Source organism: Sulfitobacter mediterraneus (assembly GCF_003054325.1).
Taxonomy (GTDB): domain Bacteria; phylum Pseudomonadota; class Alphaproteobacteria; order Rhodobacterales; family Rhodobacteraceae; genus Sulfitobacter; species Sulfitobacter mediterraneus.
Map to the genome: position 1 here is coordinate 144378 of NZ_QBKU01000004.1, position 18154 is coordinate 162531.

The following is an 18154-nucleotide window of genomic DNA, read 5'->3' on the forward strand; positions in this document are numbered from 1 at the left end:
AAGCGCCTGCACGCCCTAACAGGAGTATTGCCCATGCCATATCGTGCCGCTGTCGATGACTTTGACTTCCTTCTGGGGCAGGTGATTGATTTTTCCGCGCTCAGTGAGACGACGCGATTTGCCGATGCCACCCAAGATATGTCCAAGGCGATCCTGTCTGAGGCCGGCAAGATGTGTGACGCGGTGTTGGCCCCGTTGCAAAGGGCCGGCGATCTGCATCCCGCGCGGTTGGACAACGGCGTGGTTCGGACCTCGCCAGGCTATGCCGAGGGGTTCAAGGCGATTGCCGATGGGGGCTGGATCGGGATGTCAGCGGACCCGGACTATGGCGGGATGGGCCTGCCGATGAGCCTGACCTACGTAGTTAACGAGATGATGAGCGGCGCGTGCCTGTCACTGCAACTGGCCCCTTTGATGTCTCAGGGCCAGATTGAGGCGTTGGAGCATCATGCCTCGGATGCGATCAAGGCGCTGTATCTGCCCAAGCTGATCAGCGGCGAATGGACAGGGACGATGAACCTGACCGAACCGCAGGCCGGATCAGATGTGGGGGCATTGTCGTCCAAGGCGATTGACAACGGCGATGGCAGCTATGCGATCACCGGGCAAAAGATTTACATTTCATGGGGCGACAACGATTTTGCCGCCAATATCTGCCATCTAGTGTTGGCGCGTTTGCCGGATGCCCCGGCAGGCACCAAGGGGATCAGTCTGTTTCTGGTGCCGAAGTATTTGCCGGACGACAACGGCGATCCGGGCACGCGCAACACGCTCTCGGTGGTCAGTTTGGAGCACAAGATGGGCCTGCATGGATCGCCAACCGCGGTGATGCAATATGATGGTGCAACCGGTTGGCTGGTTGGACCGGAGCATGGCGGGATGGCCGCGATGTTTACCATGATGAACAATGCGCGGCTTGGCGTTGGCGGGCAGGGGATTGGCGTGGCCGAAGCGGCCTGCCAGCAGGCGATGGCCTATGCAATGGAACGCAAACAGGGGCGGGCGGGCGCGGGTGGCACGGGCACAATTGCAGAGCATGCAGATGTGCGTCGAATGCTGATGACCATGAAGGCCGACACCTATGCGGCGCGGGCGATTGCGCTGTCTTGCGCCCATGCGACTGATATGGGCAGCGCCACCGGCGCTGCGGACTGGACCGCGCGCGCGGCGTTTTTGACCCCGATTGCCAAGGCATTTGGGTCCGATGTCGGGATCGAGGTCGCGCAAACCGGAATGCAGGTGCATGGCGGCATGGGCGTCATCGAAGAGACCGGCGCGGCGCAATACAGCCGCGATGTGCGCGTGACGGCGATCTATGAAGGTACCAACGGCATCCAGGCGATGGATCTTGTGGGACGCAAAATGATGGACGGAGGCGAGGCGGCGAACCGGCTGCTCGATGAAATCGAAGCCGAGATTGAAGGCGCAAGGTTGCATTTCCCGAATATGGCCGATGCGGTTTGGCAATCCTGTGAGACCCTGCGCGAGGCGACCGACTGGATGGTGGCACAGAGCGATATGAATGCACGGTTTGCCGGGGCGGTGCCGTATCTGCGGGCCTTTGCGCGGGTTTTGGGCGGGCACCTGCATTTGCTGTCGGCCAAGGCAGACAAAGGCGGCCCACGGGAAAAGCTGGCGCGTTTCTATATTCAACGGCTATTGCCGGAACATCAGGGCCTTTTGGCGCATGCACAGGCAGGCGACAAAGACTTATTTGCCCTCACAACAGAAGAGTTGATTGCATAATGGCTGATTTTGCACCCGAAGGTATCCGCTATCCTTGGGACACGCCGCCCGCCCACGGCACCGAAGCGATCGAGGTTGCGCCGGGGGTATTGTGGCTGCGCATGCCATTGCCGATGAAGCTGGACCATGTGAACATCTACGCGCTGGATGAGGGTGACAGCTGGACCATCATCGACACCGGATTTTCATCGAAAAAGTCCAAGGCGATCTGGCAAGAAGCCATGGACGGCCCGCTGGGCGGTAAGCCGGTCTCGCGGGTTGTGGTGACCCACCATCACCCCGATCACGTGGGTCTTGCGGGATGGTTTCAGACCGAATTTGGTGCCGAATTGGTGACAACGCGCACTGCATGGCTGACGGCGCGGATGCTGACGTTGGATGAACAAGAGGTCGCCCCTGCCGAAACGCTGAGCTTTTACCGCCAGTCGGGCATGGACAACGAGATCTATGAAAAACGCCGGACGGACCGACCGTTCAACTTTGCCGATATCGTCGCGCCCTTGCCGCTTGGCTATACGCGGATCAAACAGGATGACACGATCACCATGGGCGGGCGCGTTTGGGACGTGCATATGGGTAACGGCCACGCCCCCGAACACGCCACATTCTGGAGCCGCGATGACAATCTGGTGATTGCGGGCGATCAGATCCTGCCATCGATCAGCCCCAATGTCGGCGTCTACCCGACCGAACCTATGGCGGACCCCATTGGCGAATGGCTTGAGGCTTGCGAGCGGTTGGCGCCGATGGCCCGGCCTGATCATCTGGTGCTGGGCGGGCACAAACTGCCGTTTACGGGATTGCCCAAACGGATGTCGCAGCTGATTGAGAATCACCATGGTGCGCTCGACCGTCTGCTGGCGTTTATCGAAACGCCCAAAGCGGCCTCTGAATGTTTCCCGCCGCTGTTCAAAAGATCGATAGGTGAGGCGGAATATGGCTTGGCCTTGGTTGAGTCCGTCGCGCATTTGAGCCACCTTTACCAAACCGGCCTTGCCACACGCGACAAACGTGAGGCGGACGGTGCATGGGTGTATCAACGCGAGGACTAGAAATTGCCAATGGATGATGAGATCAGGACCGCCGCCGAAGCCTTTGAGGCGGATGCCATGCCGCGTGTGCATGAGGTGCATTCCGATCCGTCCAGCCGCAATGCCTGCGATCAGGAAATCCCGCAAAGCGTCAAAGACAAGCCGGTGACGCAGAAATCGCCTGCGCAATGGGCCTATGAACGTGTGGTGCTCTATCTCAAAAATTTTGAGGAACAGCTCGACAATGAACACGAGGTCGCCATGGGCTTTACCGGCACCGAAGCCGGAGTGCTGCGGATCGAGGGGATGGGATATTTTGACCCCGATATCGTGACGTTCTATGGGGCAGATCAATCCGGCGGACGGACGCAGCTGATCCAACATGTGAGCCAGTTGAATGTTGTCCTGCGGGCGCTGCCCAAAATGGTGCAGAACGCGGCCCCGAACCGGATTGGTTTCCGGCTGGTCGAAGATTTGGAAAAATCCGGCGATGATCCGGCCTAGCGGGGTAAGCGCATAGATGTGACGATCTGATGCTTTGACCGCGTGACAGCGCCGTGCAATTAGGATAGCAAACCCGCAAACCAATTTACCGAGGACCGCAAAATGGCCGAACACGAACATGGCAGCATGAACTACGAAGCGCAGGAAAAGACCTTTGCTGGCTTCATGTCTTTTACAACCAAATCCGTGATTGTGATTTTGGTTCTACTGGTGCTGATGGCGATCTTTATCCGCTAAGGCGGTTGCCAAACTCAAAGGTGTTTCTGTGACACGTTATTTTGCCGGTCTGGCACTGGTCGCCTTGTTGGCGGGATGTGCCGCAGACACCAGCCCCGACAGCCCGATCGAAGCCGTGCAAGCAGCGGCCTATCAGGCGCCGGGGCCAAAGACCCTGACCGTCTTCACTATGGTCAACAACCGCACCGGCAGTGGCGGACACACCGCGTTGATGGTCAATGGATCACAGCGTGTGATCTTTGATCCGGCAGGATCGTTCCGTGATCCGCGTGTCACCGAACGGGGTGATGTGCTTTACGGTGTGACGCCCGGTTGGCTTCAGGCTTATAAATCGGCGCACGCCCGCAGCACCTATCACGTGGTCAGTCAGGAATTTGTCGTCACGCCGGAACAGGCGGAAAAAGCCTTGCGTCTGGTGCAGGCCAATGGCGCGGTGCCGGGGGCGTTCTGCGCCAATGCGACGACCGGGATCCTCAGCCAGATTGACGGGTTTGAGGGCGTGAAACAGACGTTTTATCCGGTCAAGCTGATGGAACAGATCGAAAGCTTTCCCGGAGTGCGCACGACGCGTCTTTATGAAAATGACGCAGGCGATGTGATCGATGCGGTGAGGGCTGGCCAGTTGGCGCAATAAGCGGCCTCACCCCAGCAGATACAACAGCCCATACAACGTGAATGCGCCTGACAGGATCGCCGCGATCACGTTCTTGCTGAGCAGCCCGACCAACAGCGTGACACAGGCCGCCGCAAGGCGGGCCGGCTCTGTCTCGCCGCCCGTGGCTTGCGGCCAGATCACCTGCGGCGCGACAAGGGCGGGCAAAATGGCAACAGCGGTATAACGCAAGTGCCGCAGCAACCAATCGGGCATGGCCCGTGATCCAACCAAACCTGTAAAGACAAAGCGCAGGAAAAAACTGCCGATACCAAGGGCGATGATCACGATCCAAAGGGTGGTTTTGTCGATCATTCTGCCCGCCCCCGTTTGCGTTCCTGCCAAAGCTCCGTTTGCGCTCCGGCCATCATCCCGACAATGCCAGCCACCATCAGGCCCAGCGAATAAGGGATGCCAGCGGCCAACAGGCTGACCACTACGGCCACCAATGCGGCAACCACATGGGCCAACGTGCGAAACATCGGCGCGATCATTGCCAGAAACGTGATCGGAATCGCAAAATCCAGCGCCCAGCCATCGGGAAACCATGCGCCGAGGTAGGCACCAACAAAGGTAAACCCGTACCAAAGCGGCACAATTGGTGTGACCACGCCAAAGAAGTAGGCCATCCGCATCGGGATAGACATCTCGGGGCGGCGTTCATATTCGGCGACCGAGACCACATAGGATTGATCGACGGTCAAATAGGCGGCCAGCGCCCGTTGCCACAGCGGGGCCGCGCCGATGTAGGGGGTCAGTGCCGCAGAATACATCGCCATGCGCAGGTTCACCGCCAGCGATGAGATGATCACCACAAGGGTCGGCGCCTGTTCCTGCATCAGTTGCAACGCGGTAAATTGCGCCGCGCCTGCGATCACCACAATCGAAAAGGTCAGGGTTTCGATCACGCTGAGGCCGGCCTCTGTTGCCACAAGGCCAAACAACGAGGCAAAGGGAATGATCACCAGAATGAACGGAGAGCTGTCAACGATCCCCTTCAAATAGGTTGATTTTGCGGTGGTGGTGGCCATGGGAAATCCCTAACTTACCGGCCATGACTAGCGCCATTGGTGGGGGGATACAATTGGCACAAGACCCAGATGTGACCGAATATCTGATTGCACCAGATCCAGCGGCGGCGCGGCTGACCCGGCCTGTGACGGGCAAGGATCACAATGGCAATGAAACGACCATTCGTGTGGTCGAGGAACGCCCGCTTACGATCTATCTCAACAGTCAGGAAATCGTAACGGCGATGACCATCGGGGATTATCCCGAATATCTGGCGCTGGGGTTTTTGCGCAACCAACACATGCTGCGCCCGGATGAAGAGATCACCCGCGTTGATTATGACGAGGAGCTTGAAACGGTGGTTGTTCGCACCGCCCGCGCCACGGATTACGAAGACAAAATGCGCCGCAAGACCCGCACCAGCGGCTGTGCCGTTGGCACGGTTTTTGGCGATATGATGGAGGGGCTGGACGAGGTCGTGCTGGCAGATTCGCAGGTGCGCAGCTCATGGCTCTATACTCTGTCGGCCAAGATCAATCGCACACCATCGCTGTACCTTGAGGCAGGCGCGATCCATGGGACAGTGCTGTGCCAAGAGGATAAGCCATTGGTTTATATGGAAGACGTTGGTCGCCACAATGCGGTGGACAAGATCGCAGGCTGGATGATGTCCGAAGGGGTCAAGGCAGATGACAAGGTCCTGTATACCACCGGGCGGTTGACCTCTGAGATGGTGATCAAAACCGCGATGATGGGCATTCCGGTGCTGGTATCACGTTCAGGCTTTACCGCTTGGGGCGTCGAGATCGCACAGCAGATCGGGCTGACTCTGATTGGCCGGATGAAAGGCAAGCGCTTTGTCTGTCTCAGCGGCGAGGCCCGACTGATCCGCGATGCGGACCCCGCGCAGGTGGCTGAAGAGCCGCGTAAATCAGGCCGCAAGGGGGGCAAGGGATGAAGCAGCCATTGGGCGTGATCCTCGCGGGCGGGCAGGCCACGCGCATGGGCGGCGGCGACAAAGGGTTGCTAGCGCTGGGCGGGCAAAGCCTGCTGTCGCGGGTGATCGACCGGCTGGAGCCGCAGGTGGGCGGGATGGCCCTGAACGCCAATGGCGAGGCCGCGCGGTTTTCGGGGTTTGATTTGCCGGTGTTGCCAGACAGCATTGCAGGGTTTGCCGGACCGCTCGCTGGCGTGCTGGCCGGGTTGGATTGGGCGGCGGATCAGGGGGCAGATGCCATCGTAACCGCCGCCGCTGATACGCCGTTTTTCCCTTGCGATCTGGTGCCGCAACTTTTGTTGCACAGTGAAGGCATGGCGCATCCCTTGGTCTTGGCCGCAACACCAGATGCCAAGCGCGGACAGGCGCGGCATCCTACGTTTGGCTTATGGCCTGTGGCGCTGCGCGATGATCTGCGGGCGGCGTTGCAAGGCGGTTTGCGCAAGGTTGTGATGTGGACAGACCAACATGGCGGACGCGAGGCGTTGTTCCCGGACGAAGCGGCTTTCTTTAATGTGAACACACCCGATGATCTGGCGCGGGCGGAGGAAATGTTGTGAGATTATTTGGCGTTGTCGGTTGGAAAAACGCAGGCAAAACCGGCCTGATGGAACGGCTGGTGACAGAGATCACCGGGCGCGGCATCACCGTGTCGACGGTAAAACATGCGCATCACAGTTTTGATGTGGACCACCCCGGCAAAGACAGCTTTCGCCACCGCACGGCAGGCGCGTCAGAAGTGTTGCTGGCCTCTGGCAACCGCTTTGCCTTGATGCATGAATTGCGCGGCGCCAAAGAGCCGTCCTTGACAGAGTTGCTGACCCGCCTCAGCCCGGTCGATCTGGTGTTGATCGAAGGATACAAACGCGACGACCATCCCAAGGTCGAGGCGCATAGGGCGGTGACGGGCAACCCTTTGATTGCCCCCGGCGATCCAACGGTCCGGGCGGTGGCGGCGGATGTGCCGCTAGATCTGGATCGGCCGGTGTTTGATCTGAATGACACCGCGTCCATTGCCGATTTCATTTTATCCGAGGTCGGGCTTTGACCTTGTTCGACGCGGTTGTGATGGTCGATTGGTCGGCCGGAAACGACCGTGGGCCGCGCCCGACGAAGGACGCGATTTGGATCGGAGTGCAGCAGGGCGCAGCGGCTGAGGAGCCTGTCTACCAGCGCAATCGGCAAGAGGCGGAGGGTTGGTTGGAGGCGTTTCTGACGGCTGAACGTGCAGAGGGACGGCGCGTTCTGGTCGGCTTTGATTTCCCGTTCGGTTATCCGGCTGGCTTTGCCGAGGCGCTGTGCGGGTCATCTGATCCGCTGGACTTGTGGGATTGGTTCGAGGCCCGGATTGAGGATGATCCAAAGGCCAACAACCGTTTTGATCTGGCCGCCGAAATCAACCTTGGCCTTGGGTCGGGGCAGGGGCCGTTTTGGTTCAACACGCTGTCGCGCGATATTGACGGGCTGCCGCGCAACAAGGATGGTTATGCCAATCCGTTCTCCGAAAAACGGCGGTGCGAGGATCTGGCCAAAGGTGCGTTTACCTGTTGGCAGATGGGCGGTGCAGGCGCGGTTGGCGGACAGGTGATGATGGGCCTGCCGGTATTGGCACGGCTGCGGCGCAAGTTTGAGGTCGCGGTCTGGCCTTTTCAGGCGCTGACTGCGCCCATCGCATTCGTTGAGATTTGGCCATCCCTTACTGCCGGACCCGCGCCTGAGGGTATGATCAAAGACGCATGGCAAGTGCAAGAAATCGCGCGGCAGGTGGCGCAATTGCCAGCTGACAGGCTTGCCGCAATGCTTGATGTGGATGCGCCAGAAGAAGGGTGGATTTTCGGTTTGGGACATGAGGATGAATTGCGGGCAGATGCGCCGCCCCCCTTGCGGAACGATTGTTTTGCATTGCCGCCCGGCGTGCATTGGACGCCGGTCAGCGAGGCGCATGACCTGTTGAGACAGCGGCTGTCAGCGGTGACACGGACCGAGACAGTGCCGCTTGTTGAGGCAACGGGCCGGATTGCCGCGCTGGCGGTGAACGCGGCGCGGGCCAATCCGCCGCTGCCCAACACCGCAGTGGATGGATATGGCTTTGCCGGAGGACGCGGCGCAGGCACGCATGAGTTGCCTTTGGTAGCGGGGCGTGCGGCGGCGGGCGATGCGCCGGGTGCGGTGCCTGAAGGGCAGGCGATCCGGGTGCTGACAGGTGCGGCGCTGCCAGATGGTGTCGATACCGTGATTTTGCAGGAAGATGTGGTGTTGACGGATGGGTCGGTCCGGTTTTCCGGCCGGGTAAAGGCCGGGGCAAACACCCGCAAGGCAGGCGAGGATGTGGTCGCGGGGCAAGAGATCGTCACGGCAGGGCGCAAGATCACGCCTGCTGATCTGGCGCTTTTGGCGGCAACGGGTGTGTCTGACGTCGCGGTGCGCAGACGGCTGAAGGTTGGTGTGATCTCCACAGGGGATGAACTGGTTGAGCCGGGTGAGGCTGCGCGGGACGGGCAGATCTATGACGCAAATCGGCCGATGTTGCTGGCGTTGGCAGAACAGTTTGGCCATGTGCCGGTGGATCTGGGCCGGGTGCCGGATAACCGTGAAACCTTGCGTGGGCGGCTGGACAATGCGGCGCAAGACGTGGATGTCATTCTGACCAGTGGGGGTGCTTCGGCAGGGGACGAAGACCACGTTTCGGCCCTGTTGGAAGAGGCAGGTTCCATGGCACTATGGCGTATGGCGATCAAACCGGGGCGGCCTTTGGCATTGGGTTTGTGGCAGGGCGTGCCGGTTTTTGGGCTGCCCGGCAATCCCGTGGCAGCATTGGTCTGCGCGTTGATCTTTGCGCGGCCCGCTATGGCGGTTCTGGCCGGGGCTGGCTGGTCTGATCCGCAGGGGTTTGAGGTGCCCGCCGCCTTTGCCAAATCCAAGAAAGCAGGTCGGCGGGAATACCTTCGCGCACGCTTGCGAAATGGCCAGGCAGAGGTGTTTGCCTCCGAAGGGTCAGGGCGGATCAGCGGGTTGAGTTGGGCCGAAGGTCTGGTGGAATTGCCGGAACCTGCTGCCGAAATCAAACCGGGCGATATGGTTCGCTATATACCGTTTGGCAGTTTTGGCCTTGCCGGGTGATGCGGTTTTGCATCGCGCCTTGATGGCCGCTTGCCCACCCCTTGGGGAACTGCGGCGAGGCTGTCATACTAGATCCATCAAAATGGAGCTTTGATGTCCTGATCGTTGCGGGCTGCACTGTGCGGCCCTTGTGCAGACAACCGTTGATTTGACCGCCTTGGCGGCAGGGTTCTTTGCGCAATAACCATATTCAATCAAGACAACGAACAGTGCCAAATCGGGCTGTTCGATCAAAGAAAGCATGCTCTGACAATGATCAGAAAATTCAAAACCGAAGACACCGAAGCCATTATCGACGTTTGGCTGCGGGCCAGCCACCTTGCCCATCCGTTTCTCAGCGATGCGTTTTTGCAAAGCGAGGCGGACAACACCAGAAACATTTATCTGGTTCATGCCGAAACATGGGTCACGGAAGAGGACGGAAACATCACCGGCTTCATCGCCTTGCTGGGGGATGAGGTTGGCGGGTTCTTTGTGGACCCAGACCATCACGGGCGCGGATTGGGCCGTTCGCTGATGGATCACGCGGTCGCGCTGCGTGGCGGTGCGGTGACGCTGGGAGTGTTCAAAGACAACCCGATTGGCCGGCGCTTTTACAAAGCCTACGGATTTACCGGGGATCAGGAGGCCGTGCATCCGCCCTCAGGTCAGGTGGAAATTCGTTTGACCTACCAAAAACCTGAATAACAGATTGGGCGGAGAGGATACTTTCCGCCCCATTTGACCTAGTCAAACGTACCGGCGCAGCGACCCAGCAACATAAACGCGCGGGCGGTGCGCGTGTCAGCCAGCGCAGATATTTCACCATCACTGGCGCGTTCTTCGAATTCTGCAAATGTCTTGTCAAAGCGGCGCAAAAAGTGGTGCGCGGCGTCGCGGAAGATCGGGTCTTGTTTCATCCGTGCATTGGTCAGCGCAAGCGATGAGCGGTCTCTGATACCGCCAAGCGGTGCAATGGGACGGCCACGTGCGCCTTGACCAAATTGCCGCCAGATCTCGGGGCGGGCGCGGTCGGGGCGCAGATCATCCATGTAGATGCCGTCTTGGGACATCAGCGTCAGCACGTCCTGGGCGGCCTGTACCAGTTGGGCGGCGGACCGGTCCTTGAGCGCGCGGCGCAGTGCGGCAAACCCAACTTCATCCTCGGCGGTTTCAGGGAAGTTCAGGGCGCGAATGAAATCGTCATTGGACAGCATCGGCGCGAGGTCTGCCGCCTGTGTGCCAAGGGCCAAGGTGGGCTGATCATCCGCTGGCACCGCCGCCACCTGCGGGGCTTTGCGGGCCTGTTCCTCGCGGCGCGATTGAAAGGTGGCCAGTGCGGTTTCGGTCTTGCGGGCGGTGGTTGCGATTTCATCCAGCTTGCGGGCCACGGAGGAGGAACCGGATTGCAGCCCATGCCCTTGCTGTTGGGCGATGTACGCCTGCCGAATGCCGTCAATTGCCGTCTGCAAACGTTGACTCTCTTCGCGCATGACCCGGCTGGCCCGCGCGGCGGTCGCCGCGACCCAGATCATGGCAACGGGCATAAACACCGCCAGCATCGTCATCAGAAAACGCAGCCCATCAGCACTGCCGCCACCCGCGCCTTGCGGGTCTTGCGGCAAGACAACAAAAAACACCACAGCACCAAGCAGCCACAGCACGCTGAGTGCAATCGCCACAACCTCAATGCCGGTTACGGTTTGCGGTTTGGGCTTGTCATAGATGCCAAGCGGTGTCGGGCGGGCCGGGGCCGCGTTGTCAGCTGCTGCTTCGATTTCGGGTTGTTCAGCCATGCCGGTCGTCCCGATCAGGCAAAGACGATTTTGAGAACCTCATAGGATTTCTCGCCCCCCGGTGTGCGTACTTCGACCGAATCCCCTTCTTCCTTGCCGATCAACGCGCGGGCAATGGGGGATTTGATGTTCAGCAGGCCATCTTCGATCTTGGCCTCATATTCGCCAACGATCTGATAGGTTTTTTCCTCATCGGTATCTTCGTCCACCAAAGTGACCCGCGCGCCAAACTTGATCGCGCCGGACAATTTGGCCGGGTCAATCACATCGGCCAGCGAAATCACACCTTCCAACTCTTTGATACGACCTTCGATGAAGGATTGTTTTTCCTTGGCCGAGTGATACTCGGCATTTTCGGACAGGTCCCCATGTTCTCGGGCCTCGGCAATCGCCTTGATAATCGCAGGGCGTTCTTCTGTCTTGAGCTGCTTGAGCTCTGTTTCCAATGCGGTGTGGCCCGCACGGGTCATGGGGATCTTATCCATGGGTGGTCTGTCCACGTAATGAGGGCCGCACCCGCAAAACCACGGGGGCGGCCGTTTTCAAAATTAGTTGACCATTACCTGACCCAAATTGACGTTGGATTGCAAGAGGGATGGACGGTGCAATTGGCAGGGATCAGCCGTCAATCGTATTGAACAACTTCGTATTCGATGTCGTCATCATCGTGGAAGTAAAACCGCCGGCCGGGTTCATAATCGGCGTGATTGCCGGTTTTGAAACCATGGGCGATCACGGCCGCTTCGGTGGCGTCGATGTCTTCCACCACCACAGCGATGTGATTGAGGCCGCCGACCTGCGTGTAGGTGTTGGTCTTGGCATCCATCGGCGCACGTGGGGTATAAAGCGCGAGGTACTGCGCATCGGTGCCCACGTGAATAGAAAGACCCCCGCCAAGGGAATCGCCCTGCCAGCGGATTTTCCATCCAAACAGCGCCTCCATCCAGGCAGCGGTCTTATGGGGGTCGGCCACGGTGAAATTGGTGTGTTCCAAAAGTGCAGGCATGTCTTTTCCTCTTTGGTTTTGCTTGACTGCCTCTTGGTATAATTTCTAAACCTAACTTTAGATCAAGCATTTTTTTCGGGAGGCGATATGGCGGTAAATGATGGGCTTTCGATTGGGGCACTGGCAGGGCGGACCGGGCTGGCAGTGTCGGCCATCCGCTATTACGAGGCGCAGGGCCTGATTAAACCTTGGCGCAACGCGGGCGGTCAGCGGCGCTTTGAACGGGCGGATCTGCGCAAGCTCAGTTTCATCATGATCGCTCAGCAGTTTGGTTTCACCCTGCCGCAGATCAAGGCAGAGCTGGATCAATTGCCGGGCAAGCGACCGCCCACCAAGGCGGATTGGGCGCGGATCAGCGAAAGTTTTCGCGATGCATTGGACCAGCGGATTGAGACCCTAACAAAACTGCGCGAGAATCTGGACGGCTGCATTGGTTGCGGCTGCCTCAGCCTTGATGTTTGCGCCATGTACAATCCGGTGGATCGCGCCGCCGAAAAAGGGCCCGGCCCGCGTTATTTGATGGGCGATAGCCCTGAAGCGTGACGCAGTGATGCCCATTTCCAGTGCCGTTGGCAGGTCGTTTTTGGCCTTTGTTTGGGGTCATTTCTGCATTGGCGACGAACAAATCGTGCAAACATGCTGCGAATGCAGCAATTAACGTATCGTCCCGATTGCAATGACGCTTGGCGTAGTTTAGCCAACTTCAAACCGATTTTGCCCTGAGGGAGGCCTTTGCAATGGCTGAAATTGAACGCGAAGCAATGGAATACGATGTTGTGATCGTTGGTGCGGGGCCTGCGGGCCTGTCAGCCGCGATCCGGCTCAAGCAGTTGGACCCGGATTGCAACGTTGTTGTGCTGGAAAAAGGCTCCGAAGTGGGCGCGCATATCCTGTCGGGTGCGGTCCTTGATCCCAGCGGTCTGGATGCGTTGATCCCCGACTGGAAAGAGAAAGGCGCGCCAATCACCGTTCCGGTGAAAGAGGACAACTTTTATGTGATGGGCGAGGCGGGCCAGATGCGCCTGCCAAATTTCATCATGCCGCCATTGATGAACAACCACGGCAACTACATTGTTTCCATGGGCAACGTCTGCCGCTGGATGGCCGAGCAAGCCGAAGAAATGGGCGTGGAAATTTTCCCCGGCATGTCTTGCTCCGAGCTGGTGTTTGGCGACAACGGTGAAGTGAAAGGCGTGGTGGCCGGTGTCTTTGGCCTTGAGGCAGATGGCACCATCGGGCCCAACACAGAGCCAGGGATGGAACTGCACGGCAAATATGTATTCCTGTCCGAAGGCGTACGCGGAAGCCTGTCCAAGGAAGTGATCGCCAAATACGGTCTCGACAATGACAGCGATCCGCAAAAATTCGGCCTTGGCATGAAAGAGATCTGGGAAATCGACCCGGACAAACACAACGAAGGCGAAGTGACCCATACTATGGGTTGGCCGCTGGGCACCAAGAACACAGGCGGTACTTTCATTTACCACCTTGATAACAATCAGGTTTATGTGGGGATGATCGTCGATCTCAACTACAAGAACCCGCATTTGTTCCCTTACATGGAATTCCAGCGTTTCAAGCATCATCCGATGGTTGCCGAACTGCTGAAGGGCGGCAAACGTGTGGCCTATGGCGCACGCGCCGTGACCAAGGGCGGCACACAATCTATGGCCAAGGCGGCCTTCCCCGGTGGCGCGCTTTTGGGGTGTTCCGTGGGGCTGGTGAACCTGCCGCGCATCAAGGGCAACCACAATGCCATGCACTCGGGCCGCCAAGCAGCTGAAGCTGCCTATGCCGCCATTCAGGCCGGCCGCGCCGGTGATACGCTGGATGAATACGATAGCGCCCTGCGTTCTGGCCCGGTTGGCAAAGATCTCAAGAAAGTGCGCAATGTGGCACCTCTCAACAGCCGCTTTGGTTTGTTGGGCGGTCTGGCTGTTGGCGGCTTTGACATGTGGTGCAACACCTTCGGTTTCTCCTTGCTGGGCACGCTCAAGCACGGCAAATCCGATGCTGAAGCGACGGAACCTGCGGACAAGCACAAGCCGATCGACTATCCCAAACCCGATGGCACGCTCAGCTTTGATCGTCTGACCAATGTGGCGTTCTCCTTTACCAATCACGAGGAAAGCCAGCCCGCGCACCTGAAGCTGAAAGATGCCTCTGTGCCGGTAGACGTGAACCTTGCCAAATTTGCCGGCCCGTCGGCCCGCTATTGCCCGGCAGGCGTTTACGAATTTGTCGAAGAGCCGGGCAGTGCGCCCAAGTTCCAGATCAATTTCCAGAACTGTGTGCATTGCAAAACCTGCGACATCAAAGACCCGAGCCAGAACATCACCTGGACAACGCCGCAAGGCGGCGATGGGCCGAACTATCCAAACATGTGATCAGCCGGTCAGCGCAAACAAACCAAAGGCGGGGGAAACCCCGCCTTTTTTATTGCAGGCTTCCGCCGACAGGCCCTCACAACCCCTTGAGCTGCCTTTGCCACCATTGCGCTTGGCCGCTGGTCTGATAGCCTTTGAAAAAACGCGATGAGGACGATCAGTGATGATGCGCAAAGCTTTGGGAATGGCCGCCGTTCTGGCGCTGGCGGGAATGGCAAATGCGCCGGTGCAGGCTCAATCCGTTGCTGGTCCCTATCTGGCAGGCCGTCATGCGGCGGTAAACAGCGATTATTCAGAGGCCGCGCGATATTACGCCCAAGCCTTGGCACGGGATTCGCAGAACGTCGAATTGATGGAAAGCGCGGCATTGTCCTATCTTTCGTTGGGAGAAGTTGAACGCGCCTTGCCGTTGGCCCGTGTTCTTGAAGCGAAAAAGCAACGCAGTCAGGTCGCGCGGATGTTGCTGACCGCCGGACACGCGCAGGCCGAAGACTACAAAGCGATCCTAAGCAGCGAAGACGACAGCAGCGGCATTGGCCCTTGGGTGGATGGTTTGGTCAAGGCTTGGGCGCTGATGGGCACAGGCGATGTACGCGCCGCAATGGCCGCCTTTGACACGCTCAGCAAAGAGGCCGGCATGCAAGGGTTTGTGATGTATCACAAGGCCTTGGCCCTTGCGAGTGTCGGTGATTTTGAAGGCGCGGAAAAGATCTTTGGTGATCAGGTTGCCGGGGCCGCAGGTCAAACCCGCCGCGGCGTGATGGCCCACGCGGAAATTTTGGCGCAGCTGGACCGCCATAGTGATGCCTTGCAAGTGATTGAGGCCAGCTTTGGCGGCAGTACGGACCCTGAGCTGGATGTATTGATTGCCGCGCTCAATGCGAAAGAGGCCGTGCCCTTCAGCCATGTGCGCGGTGCAAAATCCGGCATCGCCGAGGTGTTCTTTACCTTTGCCGCGGTCCTGAAAAGTGAGGCGGCGGGGGATTATTACGTGCTGCTGTACACACGGCTGGCTCGTTATTTGCGCCCCGATCATGTGGATGCGCTTTTGCTGACGGCCAACCTTTTGGAAGGGTTGGGGCAGCAGGATCTGGCGATCGAAGAATACAAAGATGTGCCCGCAGACAGCCCGACGTATCACGCGGCTGAATTGGGCCGCGCGGATGCGCTGCGCCGGTCCGGCAAGGCGGATCAAGCCATCGAAGTTTTGGAACAATTAGCCCGCAGCCATGGGGATTTGGCGGTTGTGCATTCCACATTGGGGGATGTTCTGCGCGGGCAGGACGATTTCAAAGGTGCCATTGCGGCCTATGACCGTGCCATTGAACGTGTCTCGGACACCGCCCGGCTTCGTTGGGTTCTGCTTTATTCTCGCGGCATTGCTTATGAACGCATCGGGGATGAGGCCGCGTCAGAGGCCGATTTCCGTGCCGCTTTGGCGATCAATCCCGAACAGCCGCAAGTGTTGAACTATCTCGGCTATTCGATGGTGGAGCAGCAGCGCAATCTGGACGAGGCGCTGGATATGATCGAACGGGCTGTCGCAGCAAGCCCGGACAGTGGCTATATCGTCGATTCGCTGGGCTGGGTGTTTTACCGGCTTGGCCGCTATGATGAGGCTGTCGGCCAGATGGAGCGCGCGGTTGAATTGATCCCGATTGATCCAGTCGTAAATGACCACTTGGGTGATGTCTATTGGGCCGTGGGCCGTTTCCGCGAGGCGGAGTTTCAGTGGAGCAGGGCCTTGTCGTTCATAGACGAAGACGACATCGACACAGAGGCGGATCCAGACCGCATTCGGCGCAAGCTTGAGGTTGGGCTTGACGTTGTTCTGGAGGAAGAAGGCGCGCCCCCGCTCAAGGTTGCCAATGACATCTGAGGCATTCGCGCCGGCCAAGATCAACCTTGCGCTGCATGTGACCGGCCAACGGGGTGACGGGTATCATCTGCTTGATTCCATTGTGATGTTTGCGGATGTCGGCGACAGGCTTTGGTTTTCACCGGCTAAAGACATGGCGATTTCCGTCACCGGGCCATTTGCCGATGGGGTGCCTGTGGACAGGCGCAATCTGGTTTGGCAGGCGTCAGAACTGGCAGGGTTTTGCGGCACAATCCGGTTGGAGAAAAATCTGCCCCATGGCGCCGGTATTGGAGGGGGATCTTCCGATGCGGCGGCGGTGCTGCGCCATTGCGGTTATGCCGGTGACGGCGCGGCGCTGGGGGCGGACGTGCCGGTTTGCAAAGCGGCCAAAGCGCAGCGGATGCAGGGGATCGGCGAGGTTCTGACGCCGCTATCTGGCTGGCCCGCGCTGCATGCTGTTTTGGTCAATCCGGGGGTGGAGATCGCGACGCCAGACGTATTCAAAGCGTTGACCCAAAAAGACAATCCTGAGATTTCAGCCGATCCCATGGATTTCTCAACGGCAGAGGAAGTAGTCGCTTTTTTGCAAGACCAGCGCAACGATCTTGAAGCCCCGGCACAATCCGTGGCGCCTGTGATCACTTCGGTCTTAACCGCGCTCAAGGGCTTGCCGGAGTGCCGCCTGGCGCGGATGTCGGGGTCTGGCGCGACCTGTTTTGCATTGATGGACACAGCGCAAGATGCCGCAAGCGCGGCACAAACCATCGCAGCTGCGCAGCCCGAGTGGTGGGTGCGCCCCTGCGTGCTTAGCTGATGCGGCTGACCACGTAATCGGCCAGATCGACCAACATTTCTTTGACATCGTGATCGGGCAGGGAGGCCAGCGCCGCTTTGGCCTTGTTGGACCAATCCAGCGCATCGGCCTGCGTCGCGCTCAAGGTGTCATGTTTGGCCAGCAGGGTAAGGGCGTGATCCAGATCACCGTCTTCCTGCTTGCCTTTTTCGATGGTCCGCTCCCAAAAGGCGCGTTCCTCGGCGTCGGCTTTGGCCACGGCTTTGATCACCGGCAGCGTCAGTTTGCGTTCGCGGAAATCATCCCCGATGTTCTTACCAGTCGCGTTCGGCTCACCCCGGTAATCCAGCAGGTCATCGACAATCTGAAAGGCGATGCCAAGCGCATCGCCATAGTCAAACAGGGCCTTTACAGTGGCATCATCGGCCCCGGCAATCACCCCGCCGACTTCCATCGCGGCAGAGAACAAAGCGGCGGTTTTGCCGCGCACCACTTGCAGGTAAATGTCTTCGCCCGTTGCAAGGTTTTGCGCGGCGGTCAATTGCAACACTTCGCCTTCGGCAATCGTGGCGGCAGCATTGGACAGGATGCGCATCACCGGCATGGAGCCAGGTTCAGTCATCAACTGGAAACTGCGGGCAAACAGATAGTCTCCAACCAATACCGATGATTGGTTGTCCCAGAGCAGGTTCGCCGTGGGCCGCCCGCGCCGCTGTGCGCTTTCGTCCACCACGTCATCGTGCAGCAGGGTCGCGGTGTGAATAAATTCAACCGTGGCGGCCAGATGCACATGATAGGGCCCGTCATAGCCACACATCCGCGCCGAGGCGAGGGTCATCATCGGGCGCAGACGTTTGCCACCAGCCTCAACCAAATGCGCGGTCACTTCGGGAATGCGCGGCGCATGTTCCGAGGCCATCCGTTCTCGGATCAAATCCCCAACCGCGGCCATATCATCGGCCAGATAGGCCGCAAGGCGGTCATGGGGTTTCAATGCGTTGCCGTTTTTCATGAATATGATCCCACCCAAGGCT

20 protein-coding genes are annotated in these 18154 nt (G+C 58.9%); 14 read left to right on the forward strand and 6 right to left on the reverse strand.

What is annotated here, in order from left to right; all coding sequences use genetic code 11:
* Positions 1–33 precede the first annotated feature (33 nt).
* From C8N31_RS07995 to C8N31_RS08015, 5 genes are all read left to right on the forward strand, one after another.
* Positions 34–1746, forward strand: coding sequence for an acyl-CoA dehydrogenase family protein (locus tag C8N31_RS07995; RefSeq protein ID WP_025047949.1), 1713 nt, complete (start codon positions 34–36; stop codon positions 1744–1746).
* Positions 1746–2798, forward strand: a complete 1053-nt coding sequence (locus tag C8N31_RS08000) for an MBL fold metallo-hydrolase (RefSeq protein ID WP_025047948.1) — start codon at positions 1746–1748, stop codon at positions 2796–2798. The genes C8N31_RS07995 and C8N31_RS08000 overlap by 1 nt, the downstream gene beginning before the upstream one ends.
* A 9-nt stretch (positions 2799–2807) precedes the next feature.
* Complete coding sequence (locus C8N31_RS08005) at positions 2808–3281, forward strand: DUF6173 family protein (RefSeq protein WP_025047947.1); 474 nt, start codon at positions 2808–2810, stop codon at positions 3279–3281.
* 102 nt (positions 3282–3383) lie between these two features.
* The gene (locus tag C8N31_RS08010; RefSeq protein ID WP_025047946.1) at positions 3384–3518 is read left to right on the forward strand and encodes an aa3-type cytochrome c oxidase subunit IV; all 135 of its coding nucleotides are present in this window, start codon (positions 3384–3386) and stop codon (positions 3516–3518) included.
* A 28-nt stretch (positions 3519–3546) separates the two neighbouring features.
* The gene (locus C8N31_RS08015) at positions 3547–4152 is read left to right on the forward strand and encodes a hypothetical protein (protein WP_025047945.1); all 606 of its coding nucleotides are present in this window, start codon (positions 3547–3549) and stop codon (positions 4150–4152) included.
* A 6-nt stretch (positions 4153–4158) separates the two neighbouring features.
* Here the strand turns inward: C8N31_RS08015 and C8N31_RS08020 are convergent, their stop codons facing one another.
* Both C8N31_RS08020 and C8N31_RS08025 read right to left on the reverse strand, forming a co-directional pair.
* Positions 4159–4485 carry an AzlD domain-containing protein gene (locus C8N31_RS08020; RefSeq protein ID WP_025047944.1) on the reverse strand — a complete coding sequence of 109 codons (327 nt, stop codon included), beginning with the start codon at positions 4483–4485 and terminating at the stop codon, positions 4159–4161.
* On the reverse strand, positions 4482–5201 hold the full coding sequence (locus C8N31_RS08025; RefSeq protein ID WP_025047943.1) for an AzlC family ABC transporter permease: 720 nt from the start codon (positions 5199–5201) through the stop codon (positions 4482–4484). The genes C8N31_RS08020 and C8N31_RS08025 overlap by 4 nt, the downstream gene beginning before the upstream one ends.
* Before the next feature lie 23 nt (positions 5202–5224).
* Between C8N31_RS08025 and C8N31_RS08030 the strand changes: the two genes are divergently transcribed.
* The 5 genes from C8N31_RS08030 to C8N31_RS08055 all read left to right on the forward strand — a co-directional run bounded on the left by C8N31_RS08030 (position 5225) and on the right by C8N31_RS08055 (position 9985).
* Positions 5225–6139 carry a formate dehydrogenase accessory sulfurtransferase FdhD gene (locus C8N31_RS08030; protein WP_107992358.1) on the forward strand — a complete coding sequence of 305 codons (915 nt, stop codon included), beginning with the start codon at positions 5225–5227 and terminating at the stop codon, positions 6137–6139.
* Positions 6136–6738 carry a molybdenum cofactor guanylyltransferase MobA gene (mobA, locus tag C8N31_RS08035; protein ID WP_025047941.1) on the forward strand — a complete coding sequence of 201 codons (603 nt, stop codon included), beginning with the start codon at positions 6136–6138 and terminating at the stop codon, positions 6736–6738. The genes C8N31_RS08030 and mobA overlap by 4 nt, the downstream gene beginning before the upstream one ends.
* Positions 6735–7226: a molybdopterin-guanine dinucleotide biosynthesis protein B gene (gene mobB / locus C8N31_RS08040; protein WP_025047940.1), complete on the forward strand. Its 492-nt coding sequence runs from the start codon at positions 6735–6737 to the stop codon at positions 7224–7226. Before mobA ends, mobB begins: the two co-directional genes overlap by 4 nt.
* A 20-nt stretch (positions 7227–7246) precedes the next feature.
* Positions 7247–9298 (forward strand): molybdenum cofactor synthesis domain-containing protein, encoded by a 2052-nt coding sequence (locus C8N31_RS08045; protein WP_037918324.1) that lies wholly within the window; start codon positions 7247–7249, stop codon positions 9296–9298.
* 252 nt (positions 9299–9550) lie between these two features.
* Complete coding sequence (locus C8N31_RS08055) at positions 9551–9985, forward strand: GNAT family N-acetyltransferase (RefSeq protein ID WP_025047937.1); 435 nt, start codon at positions 9551–9553, stop codon at positions 9983–9985.
* 38 nt (positions 9986–10023) lie between these two features.
* Here the strand turns inward: C8N31_RS08055 and C8N31_RS08060 are convergent, their stop codons facing one another.
* From C8N31_RS08060 to C8N31_RS08070, 3 genes are all read right to left on the reverse strand, one after another.
* On the reverse strand, positions 10024–11073 hold the full coding sequence (locus C8N31_RS08060) for a hypothetical protein (RefSeq protein ID WP_025047936.1): 1050 nt from the start codon (positions 11071–11073) through the stop codon (positions 10024–10026).
* Positions 11074–11087: 14 nt separating this feature from the next.
* Positions 11088–11558 carry a transcription elongation factor GreA gene (gene greA, locus C8N31_RS08065; protein WP_025047935.1) on the reverse strand — a complete coding sequence of 157 codons (471 nt, stop codon included), beginning with the start codon at positions 11556–11558 and terminating at the stop codon, positions 11088–11090.
* A gap of 140 nt (positions 11559–11698) precedes the next feature.
* A complete protein-coding gene (locus tag C8N31_RS08070) occupies positions 11699–12079 on the reverse strand; it encodes a VOC family protein (protein ID WP_025047934.1) in 381 nt (126 codons plus the stop codon).
* 87 nt (positions 12080–12166) lie between these two features.
* Here C8N31_RS08070 and soxR point away from each other — a divergent pair, with 87 nt between their 5' ends.
* From soxR to C8N31_RS08090, 4 genes are all read left to right on the forward strand, one after another.
* Positions 12167–12622, forward strand: a complete 456-nt coding sequence (gene soxR / locus C8N31_RS08075; RefSeq protein ID WP_025047933.1) for a redox-sensitive transcriptional activator SoxR — start codon at positions 12167–12169, stop codon at positions 12620–12622.
* 194 nt (positions 12623–12816) lie between these two features.
* Positions 12817–14466, forward strand: coding sequence for an electron transfer flavoprotein-ubiquinone oxidoreductase (locus tag C8N31_RS08080; RefSeq protein ID WP_025047932.1), 1650 nt, complete (start codon positions 12817–12819; stop codon positions 14464–14466).
* A 163-nt stretch (positions 14467–14629) separates the two neighbouring features.
* Entirely contained in the window at positions 14630–16345 is a 1716-nt protein-coding gene (locus tag C8N31_RS08085; protein ID WP_025047931.1) for a tetratricopeptide repeat protein, read from the forward strand.
* Positions 16335–17141, forward strand: coding sequence for a 4-(cytidine 5'-diphospho)-2-C-methyl-D-erythritol kinase (locus C8N31_RS08090; protein ID WP_025047930.1), 807 nt, complete (start codon positions 16335–16337; stop codon positions 17139–17141). Before C8N31_RS08085 ends, C8N31_RS08090 begins: the two co-directional genes overlap by 11 nt.
* On the opposite strand, the gene C8N31_RS08095 is transcribed toward C8N31_RS08090, so the two are convergent.
* Positions 17134–18132 carry a polyprenyl synthetase family protein gene (locus tag C8N31_RS08095; RefSeq protein WP_025047929.1) on the reverse strand — a complete coding sequence of 333 codons (999 nt, stop codon included), beginning with the start codon at positions 18130–18132 and terminating at the stop codon, positions 17134–17136. The two genes, C8N31_RS08090 and C8N31_RS08095, sit on opposite strands and share 8 nt — an antisense overlap.
* Between the last annotated feature and the right edge of the window lie 22 nt (positions 18133–18154).